This window comes from Cupriavidus sp. FW306-1B-F12B, from assembly GCF_058781795.1.
Map to the genome: position 1 here is coordinate 15,168 of NZ_JBYSXC010000010.1, position 16,840 is coordinate 32,007.

At 68.1% G+C, this 16,840-nt stretch carries 13 protein-coding genes; 4 read left to right on the forward strand and 9 right to left on the reverse strand.

Going from position 1 to position 16,840, the window contains the following annotated elements; translation table 11 throughout:
• Window positions 1-190 precede the first annotated feature (190 nt).
• Both AC3WLE_RS17640 and AC3WLE_RS17645 read right to left on the reverse strand, forming a co-directional pair.
• On the reverse strand, window positions 191-1,078 hold the full coding sequence (locus AC3WLE_RS17640; RefSeq protein ID WP_010809074.1) for an N-formylglutamate amidohydrolase: 888 nt from the start codon (window positions 1,076-1,078) through the stop codon (window positions 191-193).
• 15 nt (window positions 1,079-1,093) lie between these two features.
• The gene (locus tag AC3WLE_RS17645) at window positions 1,094-2,080 is read right to left on the reverse strand and encodes a tripartite tricarboxylate transporter substrate binding protein BugE (RefSeq protein ID WP_492320881.1); all 987 of its coding nucleotides are present in this window, start codon (window positions 2,078-2,080) and stop codon (window positions 1,094-1,096) included.
• A 124-nt stretch (window positions 2,081-2,204) separates the two neighbouring features.
• Between AC3WLE_RS17645 and AC3WLE_RS17650 the strand changes: the two genes are divergently transcribed.
• On the forward strand, window positions 2,205-3,113 hold the full coding sequence (locus tag AC3WLE_RS17650) for a LysR substrate-binding domain-containing protein (protein WP_492320880.1): 909 nt from the start codon (window positions 2,205-2,207) through the stop codon (window positions 3,111-3,113).
• A 67-nt stretch (window positions 3,114-3,180) separates the two neighbouring features.
• Here the strand turns inward: AC3WLE_RS17650 and AC3WLE_RS17655 are convergent, their stop codons facing one another.
• The 3 genes from AC3WLE_RS17655 to AC3WLE_RS17665 are packed head-to-tail and all read right to left on the reverse strand — an operon-like array spanning window position 3,181 to window position 5,882.
• Entirely contained in the window at window positions 3,181-4,356 is a 1,176-nt protein-coding gene (locus tag AC3WLE_RS17655; protein ID WP_010809067.1) for a vWA domain-containing protein, read from the reverse strand.
• A 28-nt stretch (window positions 4,357-4,384) separates the two neighbouring features.
• Window positions 4,385-4,978 carry a GNAT family N-acetyltransferase gene (locus AC3WLE_RS17660; protein ID WP_492320879.1) on the reverse strand — a complete coding sequence of 198 codons (594 nt, stop codon included), beginning with the start codon at window positions 4,976-4,978 and terminating at the stop codon, window positions 4,385-4,387.
• 13 nt (window positions 4,979-4,991) lie between these two features.
• The gene (locus tag AC3WLE_RS17665) at window positions 4,992-5,882 is read right to left on the reverse strand and encodes an AAA family ATPase (RefSeq protein WP_492320878.1); all 891 of its coding nucleotides are present in this window, start codon (window positions 5,880-5,882) and stop codon (window positions 4,992-4,994) included.
• A gap of 540 nt (window positions 5,883-6,422) precedes the next feature.
• Between AC3WLE_RS17665 and AC3WLE_RS17670 the strand changes: the two genes are divergently transcribed.
• Window positions 6,423-6,770 carry a c-type cytochrome gene (locus AC3WLE_RS17670; protein WP_010809064.1) on the forward strand — a complete coding sequence of 116 codons (348 nt, stop codon included), beginning with the start codon at window positions 6,423-6,425 and terminating at the stop codon, window positions 6,768-6,770.
• 10 nt (window positions 6,771-6,780) lie between these two features.
• Window positions 6,781-7,179: a c-type cytochrome gene (locus AC3WLE_RS17675; protein ID WP_010809063.1), complete on the forward strand. Its 399-nt coding sequence runs from the start codon at window positions 6,781-6,783 to the stop codon at window positions 7,177-7,179.
• A 100-nt stretch (window positions 7,180-7,279) separates the two neighbouring features.
• On the opposite strand, the gene aroG is transcribed toward AC3WLE_RS17675, so the two are convergent.
• On the reverse strand, window positions 7,280-8,359 hold the full coding sequence (gene aroG / locus AC3WLE_RS17680) for a 3-deoxy-7-phosphoheptulonate synthase AroG (RefSeq protein WP_492320877.1): 1,080 nt from the start codon (window positions 8,357-8,359) through the stop codon (window positions 7,280-7,282).
• Between the two features lie 513 nt (window positions 8,360-8,872).
• Here aroG and AC3WLE_RS17685 point away from each other — a divergent pair.
• Entirely contained in the window at window positions 8,873-9,928 is a 1,056-nt protein-coding gene (locus AC3WLE_RS17685) for a class I SAM-dependent methyltransferase (protein ID WP_492320876.1), read from the forward strand.
• Between the two features lie 63 nt (window positions 9,929-9,991).
• Here AC3WLE_RS17685 and tldD read toward each other — a convergent pair whose 3' ends face one another.
• The 3 genes from tldD to AC3WLE_RS17700 form a co-directional block, all read right to left on the reverse strand.
• Window positions 9,992-11,452, reverse strand: a complete 1,461-nt coding sequence (gene tldD / locus AC3WLE_RS17690; RefSeq protein ID WP_492357530.1) for a metalloprotease TldD — start codon at window positions 11,450-11,452, stop codon at window positions 9,992-9,994.
• Between the two features lie 99 nt (window positions 11,453-11,551).
• On the reverse strand, window positions 11,552-12,382 hold the full coding sequence (locus AC3WLE_RS17695) for a carbon-nitrogen hydrolase family protein (protein ID WP_492357531.1): 831 nt from the start codon (window positions 12,380-12,382) through the stop codon (window positions 11,552-11,554).
• Window positions 12,383-12,405: 23 nt separating this feature from the next.
• On the reverse strand, window positions 12,406-16,674 hold the full coding sequence (locus tag AC3WLE_RS17700) for a YhdP family protein (RefSeq protein WP_492363585.1): 4,269 nt from the start codon (window positions 16,672-16,674) through the stop codon (window positions 12,406-12,408).
• Window positions 16,675-16,840 lie beyond the last annotated feature (166 nt).

The following is a 16,840-nucleotide window of genomic DNA, read 5'->3' on the forward strand; positions in this document are numbered from 1 at the left end:
TGGGTTCGCAAAGGAATGCCATGATAGAGGAAACCTATCTGACAAAGTTCCTAAATCTTGTTACCCATTCTTCTAACGCATGATGTCGTGCAACAAGTGACTTGTGCGCTAGCAGGAATCCCCTGTCTCGCACAACTGCGGTGAACCCGCAGCTTATGCGGGGCTGCGTGGCGCAGCCCCGGCCCGGGTATCAGGCCACGCGCGACGGCATCGAGCGCGTAAAGCGCAGCAGCTCGTCGAGCAGCAGGTTCAGGTCATGGCGCAGCCTGGCAAAGCCCGCGGTATGCGTGAGGCCCACCTCGTCCATGTAGAGCTTGCGGTTGACCTCCAGCTGCAGGCTGTGGCAGCCGGCCTGGGGCTGGCCCACCACGCGCACGATCTCCACGCCCTTGTACGGGTGGTTGCGCCAGACGTCGTAGCCCATCTCCTTGAGCACGCCCTCGACCCGGTCGGTGAAGCGCTTGTCGCAGGTGGTGCCGTCGCGGTCGCCGACCACGAAATCCGGATGCTCCAGCCCCGGGAACTCGGTGGCGAATGGCGCGGCGTGGCTCGGCATCGAATGGCAGTTGATATGCCAGGCGCTGCCGTGGCTGGCCACGGCGCGGTCGGCCAGCTTCTGCAGCTGCGCGTAATAGGGCAGGTAGCAGCGGTTGATGCGCGCCTGCACTTCTTCCACGCTCAGCTTGCGGTCGTAGATGGCCTCGCCGGTGTCCAGCACCCGCCAGACCAGGCCCTTGCCCAGCCGGGTCTTGGCGGTCTCCTGCCTGGCGCCGGGCCAGGGAGCGTCGAGCAGGGCTTCGTCGATTTCTTCCAGCGCGCGGTTGGCGTCCAGGTAGCTGCGCGGGAAGCCCGCGCACAGCAGCGCGATGCCGCGCGCCGGGGCGCCGGCGTAGAGTTCGTCGACAAAGGTGTCTTCGGCCTGGCGCAGCAGCGGCAGCGGCAGCGCGGGGTCGGGGCGGAAGTCCGTCGGGTAGGTCGTCGCGCTGTGCGGCGAGTCCAGGAACAGCGCGGCGGGCTCGCCCTCGGGCTGGTACAGGTAGAACGGACTGTCCGCGGTGGTTCGGTCGGTGTCGGTCATGGTGTTGCCGTAAAGTCAGTCGAGCGAGATCTTGGCGGCGGCGGCCACGCGCTTGTTCTTGGCCACTTCGCTCTTGATCTGGGCGGCAAAGTGCGCCGGCGTATCGCCTACCGGGGTCGCGCCCAGCTTCTCGAGCTTGGCCTTCACTTCCGGCAGTGCCAGCACCTTGACCGCGGCGGTGTGGAGCCTGGTCTGGATATCCGCCGGCAGGTTGGCCGGCGCGATCAGGCCGAACCAGGCGGCGTCGTTGACTTCGCCCAGGCCCAGTTCGGCGAAGGTCGGCACGTTGGGCAGCGCGGCCACGCGCTTGGGCGCTGCCACGGCGAGCGCACGCAGCTTGCCGCCTTCAATGAACGGCAGCGACGACGGCAGGTTGTCGAACAGCACCTGCACCTGGCCGGCCAGCGCGTCGTTCAGCGCCGGGCCCACGCCCTTGTAGGGCACGTGCAGCAGTTCGGTCTTGCTGCTCATCTTGAACAGTTCCCCCATCATGTGCGAGACGCTGCCGTTGCCCGCCGAGCCATAGGCCAGCTTGTTGGGCTGCGACTGCGCCAGCGCGATGAAGGACTTCATGTCGGTGGCCTTGACCGCCGGGTTGATGCTCATCACGTTGGGCACCGAGGCCAGGTTGGTGATGGTGGTGAAGTCCTTGGTTGCATCGTAGGACAGGCGCGGGTAGACCGCCGGATTGATGCCATGGGTCGAGGCCGTGGCAATGCCCAGCGTGTAGCCGTCCGGCGCCGCCTTGGACAGGAAAGCGGTGCCGATGCTGCCGCCGGCGCCGCCGCGGTTGTCAACCACCACGGCCTGGCCCAGTTGCTGGCCGAGCTTGTCGGCGACGATGCGCGCGACGATGTCGGTGGTGCCGCCGGCGGGGAAGGGCACCACCAGCGTGATCGGCTTGGTCGGATAGCCGGCCTGGGCCATGGCGCTGAAGGAGATGCCGGCAGCGGCGGCGGCCGAAGCGGCGGCCAGGAGGCGGAGAAGATGGCGACGTTGCATGGGGGGATCCAGGGCGAGGGGAGGAATAAAGTGGATTTCACGATTCTGCGCGCCCGAGCAAGCGCGCCGCAAACGAAATAAAATCCTTAGCTCATTCCATTTGGTCGTGAAGTAGAGGTGATTTATGCGACGCTTATGTCCGTCGCTGACCGAGTTGCAGGCCTTTGAGGCCGCGGCACGCCATAACAGTTTTACCGTAGCCGCGCGTGAACTGCATGTCACGCAAGGCGCGGTCAGCAAGCAGGTGCGCAGCCTGGAGGCTTACCTGGGCGTGGAGCTGTTCCAGCGCGTGCGCCAGCGCCTGATGCTGACCACCGCGGGCGAGCGCTACCTGGAGCGCATCGGCCCCAGCCTGAACGAGCTGGAGGCCGCCACCGTCGAGCTGATGGCGCGGCAGGGGCGGGGCGGCGTGCTGCATATCGCCAGCATGCCGACGCTGGGCGCCAAGTGGCTGATTCCGCGCCTGCCGCAGTTCTTCGCGCGCCATCCGGAGGTGAAGCTGGAATTCGTGCCGCACGCGCAGGGCTACGATTTTTCCGAGCCGGACCTGGACGCCGCGATCCGCTTCGGCGACGGCGTCTGGCCCGGCAGCCTGGCCGACTACATGACCGGGCGCGAGGTGCTGCCGGTGTGCCGCCCGGGCCTGCTGGCGTCCGAGCCCGGCGGCGTGGCGCCCACGCCCGCTGCCTTGCTGCGCTATCCGCTGCTGCACCACACCACCGTGCCCGAAGCCTGGCCCGACTGGTTCGCCACGCTGGGCGTGCCGACCCGCGAGGCCTGGAGCGGCGCGCGCTTCGACCAGTTCTCGCTGCTCACGCAGGCCGCGCTGTCGGGTCTGGGCATCGCGCTGATCCCGCGCTGCCTGATCGAGGAAGAGCTGGCCACAGGGGCGCTGGTGGTGGCGCATCCGGCCCAGGTGCTGGCCAAGAAGGGCTATTACCTGTGCTATCCGGAGCAGAAGCAGCACCTGCCGGCGCTGCGCACGTTCCGCGCATGGGTGATGGAAGGGGCCGACCTGGCGCGGCCGGGCTGAGGCCGGAGCACAAAAAAGGGCGGCATCTCGATGCCGCCCCTTGCGCGCTTCAGCAGCCAGCGCTGCCTTACTTCGACAACACCTTCATCGCCTGTTCCAGCCCGGCCAGCGTCACCGGATACATCCGTCCCTTCATCAGCTGGTTGATGACCGTGATCGACTGCCGGTACTGCCACAGCCCTTCCGGCTCGGGGTTGAGCCAGACGAAGTGCGGGAACTGCTCGGTCATCCGGTTCAGCCAGACCGCGCCGGCTTCGGTGTTGTTGTACTCCACCGAGCCGCCCGGCTGCAGGATCTCGTACGGGCTCATGGTGGCGTCGCCGACGAAGATGATCTTGTAGTCGGGCGTGTACTTGTGCAGCAGGTCCCACGTGGCCAGCTTCTCGGCGTGGCGGCGGCGGTTGTTCTTCCACACGTAGTCGTACAGGCAGTTGTGGAAGTAGTAGTACTCCAGGTGCTTGAACTCGGTCTTGGTGGCCGAGAACAGCTCTTCCACGCGCTTGATGTGGTCGTCCATCGAGCCGCCCACGTCCATCAGCATCAGCACCTTGACCTTGTTGTGGCGCTCGGGCCGCAGCTTGATGTCGAGCAGGCCGGCGTTGGCCGCGGTGGAGTGGATGGTGTCGTCCAGGTCCAGCTCGGTGTCGGCGCCTTCGCGCGCAAAGCGGCGCAGCCGGCGCAGCGCCACCTTGATATTGCGCGTGCCCAGTTCGACCTGGTCGTCATAGTCCTTGTAGGCGCGCGTCTCCCACACCTTGATCGCGGTGCGGTTGCCCTTGGACGGGCCGCCGATGCGGATGCCCTCGGGGTTGTAGCCGCCGTGGCCGAACGGCGAGGTGCCGCCGGTGCCGATCCACTTGTTGCCGCCCTCGTGCTTTTCCTTCTGCTCCTCGAGCAGCTGCTTGAGGCGCTCCATCAGCTTGTCGAGGCCGCCCATGGCCTCGATCTTGGCTTTTTCCTCGGGCGAGAGTTCGCGCTCCAGCGTCTTCTGCAGCCAGTCGAGCGGGATGTCGGACTTCCAGTCGACCAGGCTCTCGACGCCCTTGAAGTAGGCGGCGAAGGTCTGGTCGAACTTGTCGAAGTGCTTCTCGTCCTTGACCAGCGTCATGCGCGACAGGTAGTAGAACTCGTCGATGGACGGCGAGATGACCTGCGCCTTGAGCGCTTCCAGCATGGTCAGGTATTCCTTGACCGAGACCGGCAGCTTGGCGTGGCGCAGCGAGAAGAAGAAATCGATCAGCATGATGCCTCGCTATCAGTCGGCGGCCGCTTCAGCGCGGACGGTCGAGCTGGAATTGCAGGTGTTGCCGCACCGCCGGCCATTCGCTGGCGATGATCGAGAACACCACGGTGTCGCGCAACGAGCCGTCCGGCATGCGCTGGTGGTTGCGCAGCACGCCGTCCTGCCTGGCGCCCAGGCGCGCGATGGCGGCGCGGCTCTGCTGGTTCATCCAGTGCGTGCGGAACTCCACGGCGATGCAGTCGAGATGGTCGAAGGCATGGCCCAGCAGCATCAGCTTGCACTCCGTGTTCAGCGGCGTGCGCTGGACGCGGCGCGCATACCAGGTGGAGCCGATCTCCACACGCCGGTGGGCTGCGTCGATATTCATGTAGGTGGTCATGCCCGCCAGCTCGCCGGCGGCATCGCGCACCGCGAACGGCAGCATCGAGCCCTGTTCCTGCAGCGCCAGGCGCCGCGCGATCTCGGCCTCCATGCGCTCGGGCGCGGGCACGCTGGTGTACCAGAGCTTCCACAGCTCGCCGTCGGCGCAGGCGTTGCGCAGGCCCTCGGCATGCTCGGCGCGCAGCGGCTCCAGCGTGACGTGCCGGCCCACCAGCGTGACGGGTTTGACGAACGCAGTCATGGCGGGCAATGCCTCAGCGGTTGGCGCGGTTCATGAACACCAGGCGCTCGAACAGGTGCACGTCCTGCTCGTTCTTCAGCAGCGCGCCATGCAGCGGCGGGATCGCGGCCTTCTTGTCCGGGCTCTTCAGTGCTTCGGGCGGGATGTCCTCGGCCATCAGCAGCTTGAGCCAGTCGATCAGTTCGGACGTGGACGGCTTCTTCTTCAGGCCCGGCAGGTTGCGCATCTCGTAGAACGATTCCAGGGCGGCGGCGACCAGCTCGCGCTTGATGCCGGGGTAGTGCACGTCGACGATCTGCTGCATGGTGTCGGCGTCGGGGAACTTGATGTAGTGGAAGAAGCAGCGGCGCAGGAAGGCGTCGGGCAGCTCCTTCTCGTTGTTCGAGGTGATGATCACCAGCGGGCGGTGCTTCGCCTTGACCAGTTCGCGCGTCTCGTAGACGTAGAACTCCATGCGGTCGAGTTCGCGCAGCAGGTCGTTGGGGAATTCGATGTCGGCCTTGTCGATCTCGTCGATCAGCAGAACCACCTGCTCGTCGGCGTCAAAGGCCTGCCACAGCACGCCCTTGACGATGTAGTTGCGGATGTCGTGGACGCGGTCGTCGCCCAGCTGCGAGTCGCGCAGGCGCGACACCGCGTCGTACTCGTACAGGCCCTGCTGCGCCTTGGTGGTCGACTTGATATGCCACTGCAGCAGCGGCATGCCCAGCGCGGCGGCGACTTCCTCGGCCAGCATGGTCTTGCCGGTGCCGGGCTCGCCCTTGATCAGCAGCGGGCGCTGCAGCGTGCGCGCGGCATTGACGGCCAGCTTGAGGTCGTCGGTGGCGACATACTGGTCGCTGCCCTCGAAACGGGCCTGCTGGGCGATGGAAGCTTGGGCGGAAGCGTTGGCGATGTTTGACATGAGGCAACCTGAGGTGACGGCCTCGGATCGAGGGCCGGGTTGGCGTGCTTGGCGCGGTCTCTTCGCGCTGTCATGCGCGCTTTCATTATGGAAACAGGGTCCGGTGCAGGGCGCCCGCGCACTGCTGGCGGCAGCATTCGCGAACGGTCGTGCGGATTCCCGGGATCAGCCAGTATAAAAGACCTTTGCGGTTCGTGTTGGGGCGCGCTGACAGGCCACCGGCGGCCCGGGCCGGTTGCTGGACTGGCAGGTGCCGGCTGCGGTACAATGCGGCGGTTTGACGCGCCCCCACGTCCAGTTCTCCCAGCATCCGGCAGTCCGCGTTCAGAAGTCCCAGCGGCCCTTCCGGGTCGCGGCGATTGCGAGAGGTGGTTCCAGAATGGTGTTCCACATCCCGGCAACAGACCGGATGCGACATGTCTGGCGGGTTGCACCTCGGCAATCCCTCCGGCTGCCCTGGTTTTCCCCGCAGCAGCATTCTGAAACCGTCTCCGCCCGGCAGGGCAGGTCACACGGTTTAACTTCCAATCCGCAAAGACAATGAAAAAGCTCCTCACGATGGTGGTGCTGGGCGCGGCTGCAACGGCTGCGCAGGCACAGGAAGTCAAGGGCAATGGAGACGCTGCCAAGGACAAGGTTGCAATGTGCATCGGGTGCCACGGCATTCCGGGCTACCGTGCGTCATTCCCCGAAATCTATGAAGTGCCGCTGCTGGGCGGCCAGAGCGCCAAGTACATCGAGAACGCGCTCAAGGCCTACCAGAAGGGCGAGCGCAAGCACCCGACCATGCGCGGCATCGCCGCGACGCTGACCGAGCAGGACATCGCCAACGTGGCGGCCTACTACTCGCAGCAGAAGGCCGGCACGCAGAACAATTCCCTCAAGTAAGAGACCCCACATGAATACGCTCAAGACGCTTTCGTTCGCGCTCGGCGCACTCGTGCTGGGTGCTGCCGCGATGCCGGCCTCGGCCGCCGACCTTGCCGCCGGCAAGGCGCTGGTGGAAAAGGGTGCCTGCGTGGCCTGCCACGGCGCGGGCATGAACGCCCCGATCTCGCCGGACTACCCCAAGCTGGCGGGCCAGCACGCCGACTACCTGTACCACGCGCTGGCGTCGTACCAGGTGTCGGGCAACCCGCTGGTGGGCCGCTCCAATGCCATCATGGCCGGCCAGGTCAACGCCAATCCGGCCGTGACCGACAAGGACGGCAAGCCGCGCCCGTTCACCCGCAAGGAGCTGAAGGACATGGCCGCCTACATCGAGTCGCTGCCTGGCGACCTGGTGCTGAAGAAGTAAGAACGCGCGGCCGCCGCCGCGCCAGTGCAGAAAAGCCGCTTCCCTGGAAGCGGCTTTTTTGTTGTATGCGCGAGCGCGGGGCCCGGGCCCCGCGGCGCTATCAGTTGCCGCTGCCCGACACCAGCCGGCGCTGGCGCACCGACTCGGCCAGGCCCTCGAGCACCTTGACCGAGTCGTCCCAGCCGATGCAGGCATCGGTCACGGACTGGCCGTAGGTCAGTTCCTCGACCGGCTGGCCCTGGACGTGGTCCTGGCGGCCCGCCACCAGGTGCGATTCCACCATCACGCCGATGATGCGCTGGTCGCCGCCGGCGATCTGGCGGCCGATGTCTTCGCACACCGGGATCTGGTTCTCATGCCGCTTGCTGCTGTTGGCGTGCGAGGCATCGACCATCAGGCGCGAGGCCAGGCCGGCCTTGGCGATCGCGTCGCACGCTTCCTGCACGCTGGCGGCGTCGTAGTTGGGCGTCTTGCCGCCGCGCAGGATCACGTGGCAGTCCTCGTTGCCCGAGGTCGACACGATCGCCGAGTGGCCGCCCTTGGTCACCGACAGGAAATGGTGCGGCTGCGACGCGGCCTTGATCGCATCGACCGCGATCTTGACGTTGCCGTCGGTGCCGTTCTTGAAGCCCACCGGGCACGACAGCCCGGAGGCGAGTTCGCGGTGCACCTGCGACTCGGTGGTGCGGGCGCCGATCGCGCCCCAGCTGACCAGGTCGGCGATGTACTGCGGGCTGATCATGTCGAGGTACTCGGTGCCGGTCGGCACGCCCATCTCGCTGATGTTCAGCAGCAGTTCGCGCGCGGTGCGCAGGCCATCGTTGATCTTGAAGCTGCCATCCATGTGCGGATCGTTGATCAGCCCCTTCCAGCCCACCGTGGTGCGCGGCTTCTCGAAGTACACGCGCATCACCACTTCCAGCTCGCCGGCGAAGCGGTCGCGCTGGACCTTGAGCAGCTTGGCGTAGTCCAGCGCGGCGCGGGTATCGTGGATCGAGCACGGGCCGATGATGACGATCAGGCGGTCATCCATGCCGTGCAGGATGCGGTGCATGGCCTGGCGCGCGCCGTAGATCACGTCCGAAGCCTGTTCGGAGCAGCCGAACTCGCGGATCAGGTGCGCGGGCGGCAGCAGTTCCTTGAGTTCGCGAATGCGCAGGTCGTCGGTGTTCTTCAGCATGATGGCTCCGGGATTCTTGTGAGGTCGTGAGTGGGTGGGGAAACAAACAGGTATAAAAAAACCGCCAGGGTCGCTGGCGGTTTTTTTTGTATTCGGGGCGCTGCTTACAGCCGTCCCTCCCTATCCGCCAGCGGTGTGAGATCGCTAAAAAAGTAAAAGTAAAACTTAGCGGACATGGCGGAAAAAGGCTTTGGCTTGGGTCAGCTTGAATCGATTATCGTCGTGGGCGCCGAATTTATGCTGCACTGCGTAGCAGAAAGGCAGGAAATTGCGCGCCGGCCGGTCAATTTTCAGCGTGCGTCAGTTGCCTGTCGCGCGGCGAAGCATCTTTATAGCGCCTTTTGCCAGGGTTGGCAAGTGTCGACGAGGCCATGCGGTGTGCTGGCGCACCGATCTCCTGGCGCCTTGCAGTCTTGCCGCGCAAGCCTTGCCCCGCCGCTGCTTTTCGGCTTTCCCCGACATGACCGGGGGCTATATTGGAACCGGGGAGCAGTGAGCACGGGGAGGTGCATCATGAGCGTCGATGAAGCGAGGCTGAATGCCTTCATGGAAAAATTCGTCAACGATATCGGCGCGGTGATGCATGCCGCGACCGTGGTGGTGGGCGATGAACTCGGCCTGTACAAGGCCATGGCGGAAAAAGCAATGACCGCCGAAGTGCTGGCGGCAAAGACCCATACCGACGTGCGCTACCTGCGCGAATGGCTGTCGGCACAGGCGGCCAGCGGCTACGTCGACTATGACCCGGCCACCGGGCAGTTCAGCCTGAACGAAGAGCAGGCCTATGCGCTGGCGCAGGAGGGCAGCCTCGCATTTATCCCGGGCGCGTTCCAGATCGCGGTGGCGCAGTTCCGCGCCATCCCGAAGGTGATCGATATCTTCCGCAACGGCCGCGGGCTGGGCTGGCACGAGCACGATCCCGCGCTGTTCCACGGCACCGAGCGCTTCTTCCGGCCCGGCTACGCGGCGCACCTGGTCTCCGAATGGATTCCCGCGCTGGACGGCATCGAGGCGCGGCTCAAGGCGGGCGCATCGGTGGCGGACGTGGGCTGCGGCCACGGCGCGTCGACCATCATCATGGCGCAGGCGTATCCGGCCTCGCGCTTTGTCGGTTTCGACTACCACGAGCCTTCGGTGCGCCATGCCGCCGAAGCCGCGCGCCGCGCCGGCGTGGCCGAGCGCGTGCGCTTCGAAGTGGCCACCGCCAAGGACTACGACGGCAAGGACTATGACCTGGTGACGGTGTTCGACTGCCTGCACGACATGGGCGATCCGGTCGGCGCGGCGCGCCACGTGCGCGAGACCCTGCGTGCCGATGGCGCCTGGATGATCGTGGAACCGTTTGCCAACGACACGCTGGAGCAGAACCTGAACCCGCTGGGCCGGGTGTTCTATTCCGCGTCCACCTTCATCTGCACGCCGGCGTCGCGCGCGCAGGAAGTCGGCCTGTGCCTGGGCGCGCAGGCGGGCGAGGCGCGCATGCGCGCAGTGGTTGAGCAGGCCGGCTTCAGCAGTTTCCGCCGCGCGGCGCAGACGCCGTTCAACCTGGTGTATGAAGTGCGGCCGTAAGGTTGGGCGATTCCATGAAAAACGGGACCCCGCAGGGTCCCGTCTTCGTCATCGCCGGACTGGTCAGGCGGTGCCGCCCACCGTCATGTTCTCGATGCGCAGCGTCGGCTGGCCCACGCCCACCGGCACGCTCTGGCCTTCCTTGCCGCACACGCCGACGCCCGAGTCCAGGCGCATGTCGTTGCCGATCATGGTGACATCCTTCAGCGATTCCGGGCCGTTGCCGACCAGCGTCGCGCCCTTGACCGGGTAGGTGATCTTGCCGTCCTCGATCATGTAGGCCTCGCTCGCCGAGAACACGAACTTGCCGTTGGTGATGTCCACCTGGCCGCCGCCGAAGTTGACCGCATACAGGCCGCGCTTGACGCTGGCGATGATCTCCTGCGGATCCCTGTCGCCGTTGAGCATGTAGGTGTTGGTCATGCGCGGCATCGGCAGCGCGGCATAGCTTTCGCGGCGCGCGTTGCCGGTGACCGGCATCTTCATCAGGCGCGCGTTGAGCGTGTCCTGGATATAGCCGCGCAGGATGCCGTCCTCGATCAGCGTGGTGCACTGGGTCGGGTTGCCTTCGTCGTCCAGGTTGAGCGAGCCGCGGCGGTTGGCCAGCGTGCCGTCGTCGACCACGGTCACGCCCTTGGCCGCGACGCGTTCGCCCATGCGGCCGGCAAAGGCCGACGAGCCCTTGCGGTTGAAGTCGCCCTCCAGGCCGTGGCCGACGGCTTCATGCAGCAGCACGCCGGGCCAGCCCGGGCCCAGCACCACGGTCATCGAGCCGGCCGGGGCCGGGCGCGCGTCCAGGTTGACCAGGGCCGAAGAGACGGCCTCGTCCACATACTTCTGCAGCAGCTCGTCGGTGAAGTAGCCATAGGCATAGCGGCCGCCGCCGCCGGAAGAGCCGACCTCGCGGCGCCCGCCGTGTTCGGCGATCACCGTGACCGAGACCCGCACCAGCGGACGCACGTCGGCGGCGATCACGCCGTCGCTGCGCGCCACCAGCACCACGTCGTATTCGCCGGCCAGGCCTGCCATCACCTGCACCACGCGCGGATCCTTGGCGCGCGCCATGCGCTCGACGCGCTCAAGCAGCGCCACCTTCTCGGCCGCGCTCATGGAGTCGAGCGGGTCGTTGGGCGCGTACAGGTTGCGCCCGGCGTGCGTGGCCAGCTCGCCGGCCACCTTGACGCGGCCGTTGCCGGCACGGCCGATGGTGCGCGTGGCCGCCGCGGCCTGCGACAGCGCCGCCAGGCTGATGTCGTCCGAATAGGCGAAGGCGGTGCGGTCGCCCGAGACCGCGCGCACGCCCACACCCTGGTCGATGCTGAAGCTGCCCGACTTGACGATGCCTTCTTCCAGGCTCCAGGCCTCGTTGCGGGTGTACTGGAAGTACAGGTCGGCATAGTCGACCTTGTGCGTGAAGATATCGGCCAGCACGCGCTGGAGCTTGGTCTCGTCCAGGCCGTACGGTGCCAGCAGCAGTTGCTGCGCGGTGGCCAGGTTGCGGATTCCGAGATCGCCGGCGTTCATGAGATGTCCTTTCTTCCTGGGGACGCACCGGCTTGCGGCCGGCGCGGCAAAAAATTCTCTGGGCGGGCGCCAGTGGCGGCCCCCGCGGTTGCGTACATGCTACAGCACCCGGTGTCGCAGTGCCGGCAGGTTCTGCCGGACCTCGGCCAGGCGCGCGGGATCGATCACGCCGCCGACCACGCCTTCGCCCTCAGGCAGCGTTGCCAGCACCTCGCCCCACGGATCGACCAGCATCGAATGGCCCCAGGTGCGCCGGCCGTTCTCATGCTTGCCGCCCTGTGCCGCGGCCAGCACATAACATTGGTTTTCAATGGCGCGGGCGCGCAGCAGGATCTCCCAGTGCGCCTGCCCCGTGGTGTAGGTGAAGGCGGCCGGCATCAGAATCAAGCTGGTGCCGTCGCCGGCGGCCAGCCCGCGGTAAAGCTCGGGGAAGCGCAGGTCGTAGCACACCGACATCGCCACCCGGCCGCAGGGCGCGTCGAAGCTGACCGGCGTGCGCCCGGCCAGGATGGTGCGCGACTCGTCGTAGCTCTCAGTGCCGCGGGTGAAGCCGAACAGGTGGATCTTGTCATAGCGCGCCACGCGCTCGCCGCTCGGATTGAAGGCGAGCGAGGTGTTGTACACGCGCGCCGGGTCGTCGCACCACATCGGCAGCGTGCCGCCGACCAGCCAGATGCCGTGGCGGCGTGCCGCATCGGCCAGGAACTGCTGCACCGGGCCGTCGCCGTCGTGCTCGCGCACGGCCACCTTGTCCGCTTCGGAGCGGCCCATCATGCAGAAGTATTCGGGCAGCAGCACCAGTGCCGCGCCGCCGGCTGCGGCCTCGGCGATCAGCGCGTCGGCGCGCGCCAGGTTGGCATCGAGCGAGGTGCCGGTCACGGTCTGGACGGCGGCAACGCGGAACGGGGCGGCGGCGGCGGGTGCAGTCATAGGCGGGGCGGGCGTTGTTTTCCTCAGCGCGGGAGGGCGGGGTCCGCGCGGTTCTGGAAGGTCGGGGCTTGCGCCTTATTGTCCTCCAGTTTGCCGATCTGCGGGTTGGCCCAGCTGCCGCTGATGCGGTAGTGCTGGGTGAACACCTTGGAGAACTCGTCGGCAAACAGCAGTTGCGCGGCCAGCGTGCCGATGCCCAGCACCGGGTTGATAAAGGCGGCCGCGATCGAGGTGGAGGTGGCGTTGATGCGCGGCACCACATCCACGCGCAGGTCCTGGGTCTCGCGCAGCAGGTTGGCGGTGCCGCTCATGCTGGCGATGATCTGCGGGCTCCTGAGCTCGAAGTCCTGGATCGTGCCGACGCCGCTCTCGATCGTGCCGGTGCCGGCAATGCGGTCGAACACCAGCCCGCGGCCTGACAGGGTGCGGAAGTCCAGCGTGGCAAAGCGCAGCAGGCCCTGCAGGCTGAGCACGCCCAGCAGCCGCGCCGCGCCGGGGTCCACGCTCAGGATCTGGCCATTCTCCAGGTCCAGCGACAGCTTGCCGGACAGCGTCGGGTAGTCGATCGACAGCGGCGAGCCGCGCCAGGCCACGCGGCCTTCGAGCTTGCCCTTGCCGTCGCTCAGCGTGTGTGCCAGCCCCAGGCGGTCGAGCGTGGCGCCGGCATCGCGCACATCGATGCTGAAGGACAACAGGGTGCGGCGCTCGGCATTGGCGTCGGCGCGCAGCCGGCGCGGCACGCGCCAGCTGCCGCTGCCGGTCAGGGTGGCGCCGGGCTGCTCAATCTGCAGCTTGTCCAGGGTCCAGACCGGGTCGGCAGCGCTGGTGCCGGTATGGGCCTTGACTTCAAGCTTGCCGAAGTCATGCCCGCGCAGCATGAACTGGTCGGCCACCAGGTCGATCGCGGGCAGCTCGTCGATGCTGCTGGCAAGCGCGTCCACCACGTTGTGCTCGTCGCTCGCATCGGGCACGTTCAGGCGCGCCAGGCGCAGTTGCAGCGAGCCGGTGGCCGAGGGCCCGGCCGGACGCCACTGCACCGCGCCGGCCACCTGGCGCGAGTCGATCTTGGCGTTCCAGCCGCCGGCCTCGCGGTTGGCGTCGAGCACCACCTCATCGAGCTTGCGGCCCATGGCGTGCAGTGCGCGCGCGCGCAGCGCAATGCGGCCAGGCAGGAAGGGCGAGGGCGCTTCGGCGGGGCCCGCGCTGCCGGCACCGCCGCCGAAGGCCGCCCGCCACGCATCGATATCGAGCTGGTCGAAGGTGGCCGCGGCGCTGACGCCGGCCACGGGCGGCGGCGCCGCCTGCTGCACGCCGATGGCGCCGGCGAGCACGTCGATGCCGCCGCCCTGGTCACGGCGCAGCAGGTAGCGCGCGTTCAGCGCATGGCCCAGCTGCAGCACCAGCTCGCTGGTGCCGGCGCGGCCCGGGGCGCTGGCCGGGCGCAGGTCCGCGCGCAGCGCCAGGTCTTGCGCTGCAGCCTTGGCCAGGGGCGCGGGCAGGCCGATCGCCATGCCATTCAGTTCGGAGCTCAGCTGCACCTGCAGTTGGTGCTCGCGCGTGGCGATCACGGCGCTGTAGCTGGTACTGCCTTCGAGCCGCGCGGCCACCGGCGCCAGCGCCGAGCCCGCGGCGGCCTCGCGCAGCCCGGCGGCCGAGACGCTGCCGCTGGCGGTGACGTGCGTGGCGCCGTCAGGCTGGGTGCCGCCGCCGAGCCGGATCTCGCCACCGAGGAAGCGGGCCCGCATGTTCTCCAGCCCGAAACCGTGTTCATTGAACGTGATGGTGCCGTTGGCGTGGCCCAGTTGCGGCAGCTGCGGGCTGAGCACGACATCGTTGCCGGGGAAGCGAAAGCGGCCCTCCACCTTGGCGGCATCGGCGTGTTCCAGCGGCATGTCGAGCTTGAGCCTGAGTTCGCCGTTGCCGTGGGCCTGCGCCGCATCGGCCACGTGCCCGGTCCATTCGCGCACCGGCGAAGCGTTGATGTAGCGCAGGAAGCCCTGTACCGGTCCGCTGGCGCCGCCGTCGATCATCAGCTTGCCGCGCGGGCCAAGGTCGTCGATGCGGCCCTTGACGTCCAGCAGCGTGACGCCAGGGATATCGTGGACCGTGGCCCGGCTCGCCAGGAACGTCATGCCGCCGCGGTCAAATACGACCCGCCCGGCAATGTCGGTGAAGGTCGGCCATGCCTGCGCGCCGGTGGTGGTGCCGCTTGCGGTCTGGTGCGGGGCGATCTGGTAGCTGACGTGTTCGATCGGCACCTCGACACGGAACTCGCCGGCCTTCTCGTGCGGGGCATGGAACGGGAAATGCGCCAGGTCGCCGCGCAGCACGAAGCTCACGCCGGCAGCTTCGCCACCCGCCAGCGCGCCGGCCAGGTAGTGCCGGGTGCCGGCCGGAATGCTCAGCGGCAGGTAACGCGGCACGCGCGCCACCTGGGCGCGGGTCATGTCGCCGCTCAGGTCGGCGATGCCGGAGACACCGTCGCCGCCTGCGCGCCAGGTGCCGCGCACCGAGCCGGCCGCATCGGCATTGGCAAAGCGCACGCCGTCCAGCGTGACCGCGAGCTTGCCGCCGGCATGGGTCCAGCGCACTTCGCCGCCGATCTGGTCGAACGGCAGCCGCGGCTCCTCGAACAGGCCAGGCAGCACCAGCGCCGCGCCGTTGCCTTCGAAGCGGGCATTGCCCTGCTGGTCATCGAAGGAGAAGGTGCCGGACAGGTGCGAGAAGCCAGGCGTGCCCAGGCGCGGGTGGCCGCTGGCGTCCACCGCGGGCACGGCCGGCTGGCCGTTGACCGAGACGTCGCGCAGCGTGCCCTGCACGCTGTAGAGAGGCCTGCCGCCGCCACGCTCGAGCATGCCCGCGCGCTCGCGGCTCCAGCTCACGTTGAGGTTGTCGATGTGGCCCGCCGGCTGCAGCGCGCGCAGCCGGCGCAGCACCGCGGTGTCCAGCGGCATCGAGCTGGCCGCCGCGCGCACCGTGTTCAGGTCCAGCGTGGGCGCTTTCAGCGAGAACTTGCGCAGGGTGCCGTCCTTGCCGGTGGCCCAGCCGAGGGTGACCTTGCGCATGCCTTCGCGCCAGGTGCTGTCGGCGGGGGTGCCCTCGTCGTCGCTGGCGGGCTGGGGTTGCCAGAGCAGGGTGTCGACGGTCAGCAGGTTGCTGCCGTCGCGTTCGGTCCGGTGCAGCAGGAAGGCCTGCGCATTGGCCAGGCGCAGCGGGGCGGAGGCGCCGGCCAGCTGCAGGTCGACGCCGCTGGCGCGCAGCCGGGTCTGGCTGCGCACGATGCGGCCCTGGCGGAATTCAATGCTGCCGTCGGTGCTGAAGGTGCCGCTGGCGGCGCGCTCGAATATCGCCAGGTAGCGCTGCAGCACCGGCAGCTGCAGCTGGCCGAGGTCCCAGCTGGCCTGCCCGGTCCAGTAGCGCCAGTTGCCGGCGCTGTGCAGGTAGTCGTTGCTGAAGGAGGACTGCACCACCAGCGGGCTCGGGCCCAGCGCCGGCGAGCGCGCTTCCAGCGTCACCGTATGGCGCGCGCCGTCGCGGCGGGTGTCGAGGCGGATCTCGCCGATATCGAGCCGGGGCAGGCGTGCCTTCTCGTCCAGCCAGCGCAGCTTGCCGTCGGACAGCGCCACGCGCCCCTGCGACATCAGCCAGCCCAGGAAGCGATCGTCGTCCTGCTGGCCGCCGGTCGCGTCCACCAGCATGCCGCCGACCAGCAGCCGGCCCTCGGGCGTGCGCCGCACCAGGATGTCGGTGCCGGTCGCGCCCAGGCTGACGAACTGCAGGTTCATGCTGAACAGCGAGCGCCACGCCAGCTTGCCGTCGAGCGTGGCGGCCGCAAGCAGCACGCGCTGTTCGCGGTCCACGGCGCGCAGGCCGCGGGCGCGGAAGGCCGGGTGCCAGCCGTCCCAGTAGGTATCGAGCGCGCCGATGCTGACCTTGGCCGACAGCGCCACCGAGCCGCGTTCTTCCAGCCACTGGCGCGCGGTGGACGCCTGCGGCCACAGCACGAAGCGGATCAGCAGGCCCGCCACCAGCGCCAGCGCGGCCAGCACCAGCGCCAGCCGCACCAGCGCGCGGCCCAGCCCGCGCCAGAACGGGTGGCGCACGGCTGCCGCCACGCCGCGCGTGCAGGCGCGCAGGAACGCGCCGGCGGAATCGTTGCGCCGGGCGCTGGTGGCATCGTTGGCCGGGGGATTCACGGGGTGTGGCGGGGCCAGGGTGGAGGCGGCGTCCTGCCCGCCCGCGCCGCCATTGGGGGGGGAACCATCAGCGGGTTGTGGGGCGCGGCTGGACATGCGCAGATTATCCGACAATACTAGCCGCTCTCCAATCTGGTGCCCGGCCGGCTGAAACAAGAACGCGCAAGCTGCGCGCACCCAAAGCGACAATAGCCACGATGGCGCGCCCGCTGCGCGGACAACAGGACGCGAGCAGGTGAACCGCGGGACCAACCACGGGCCG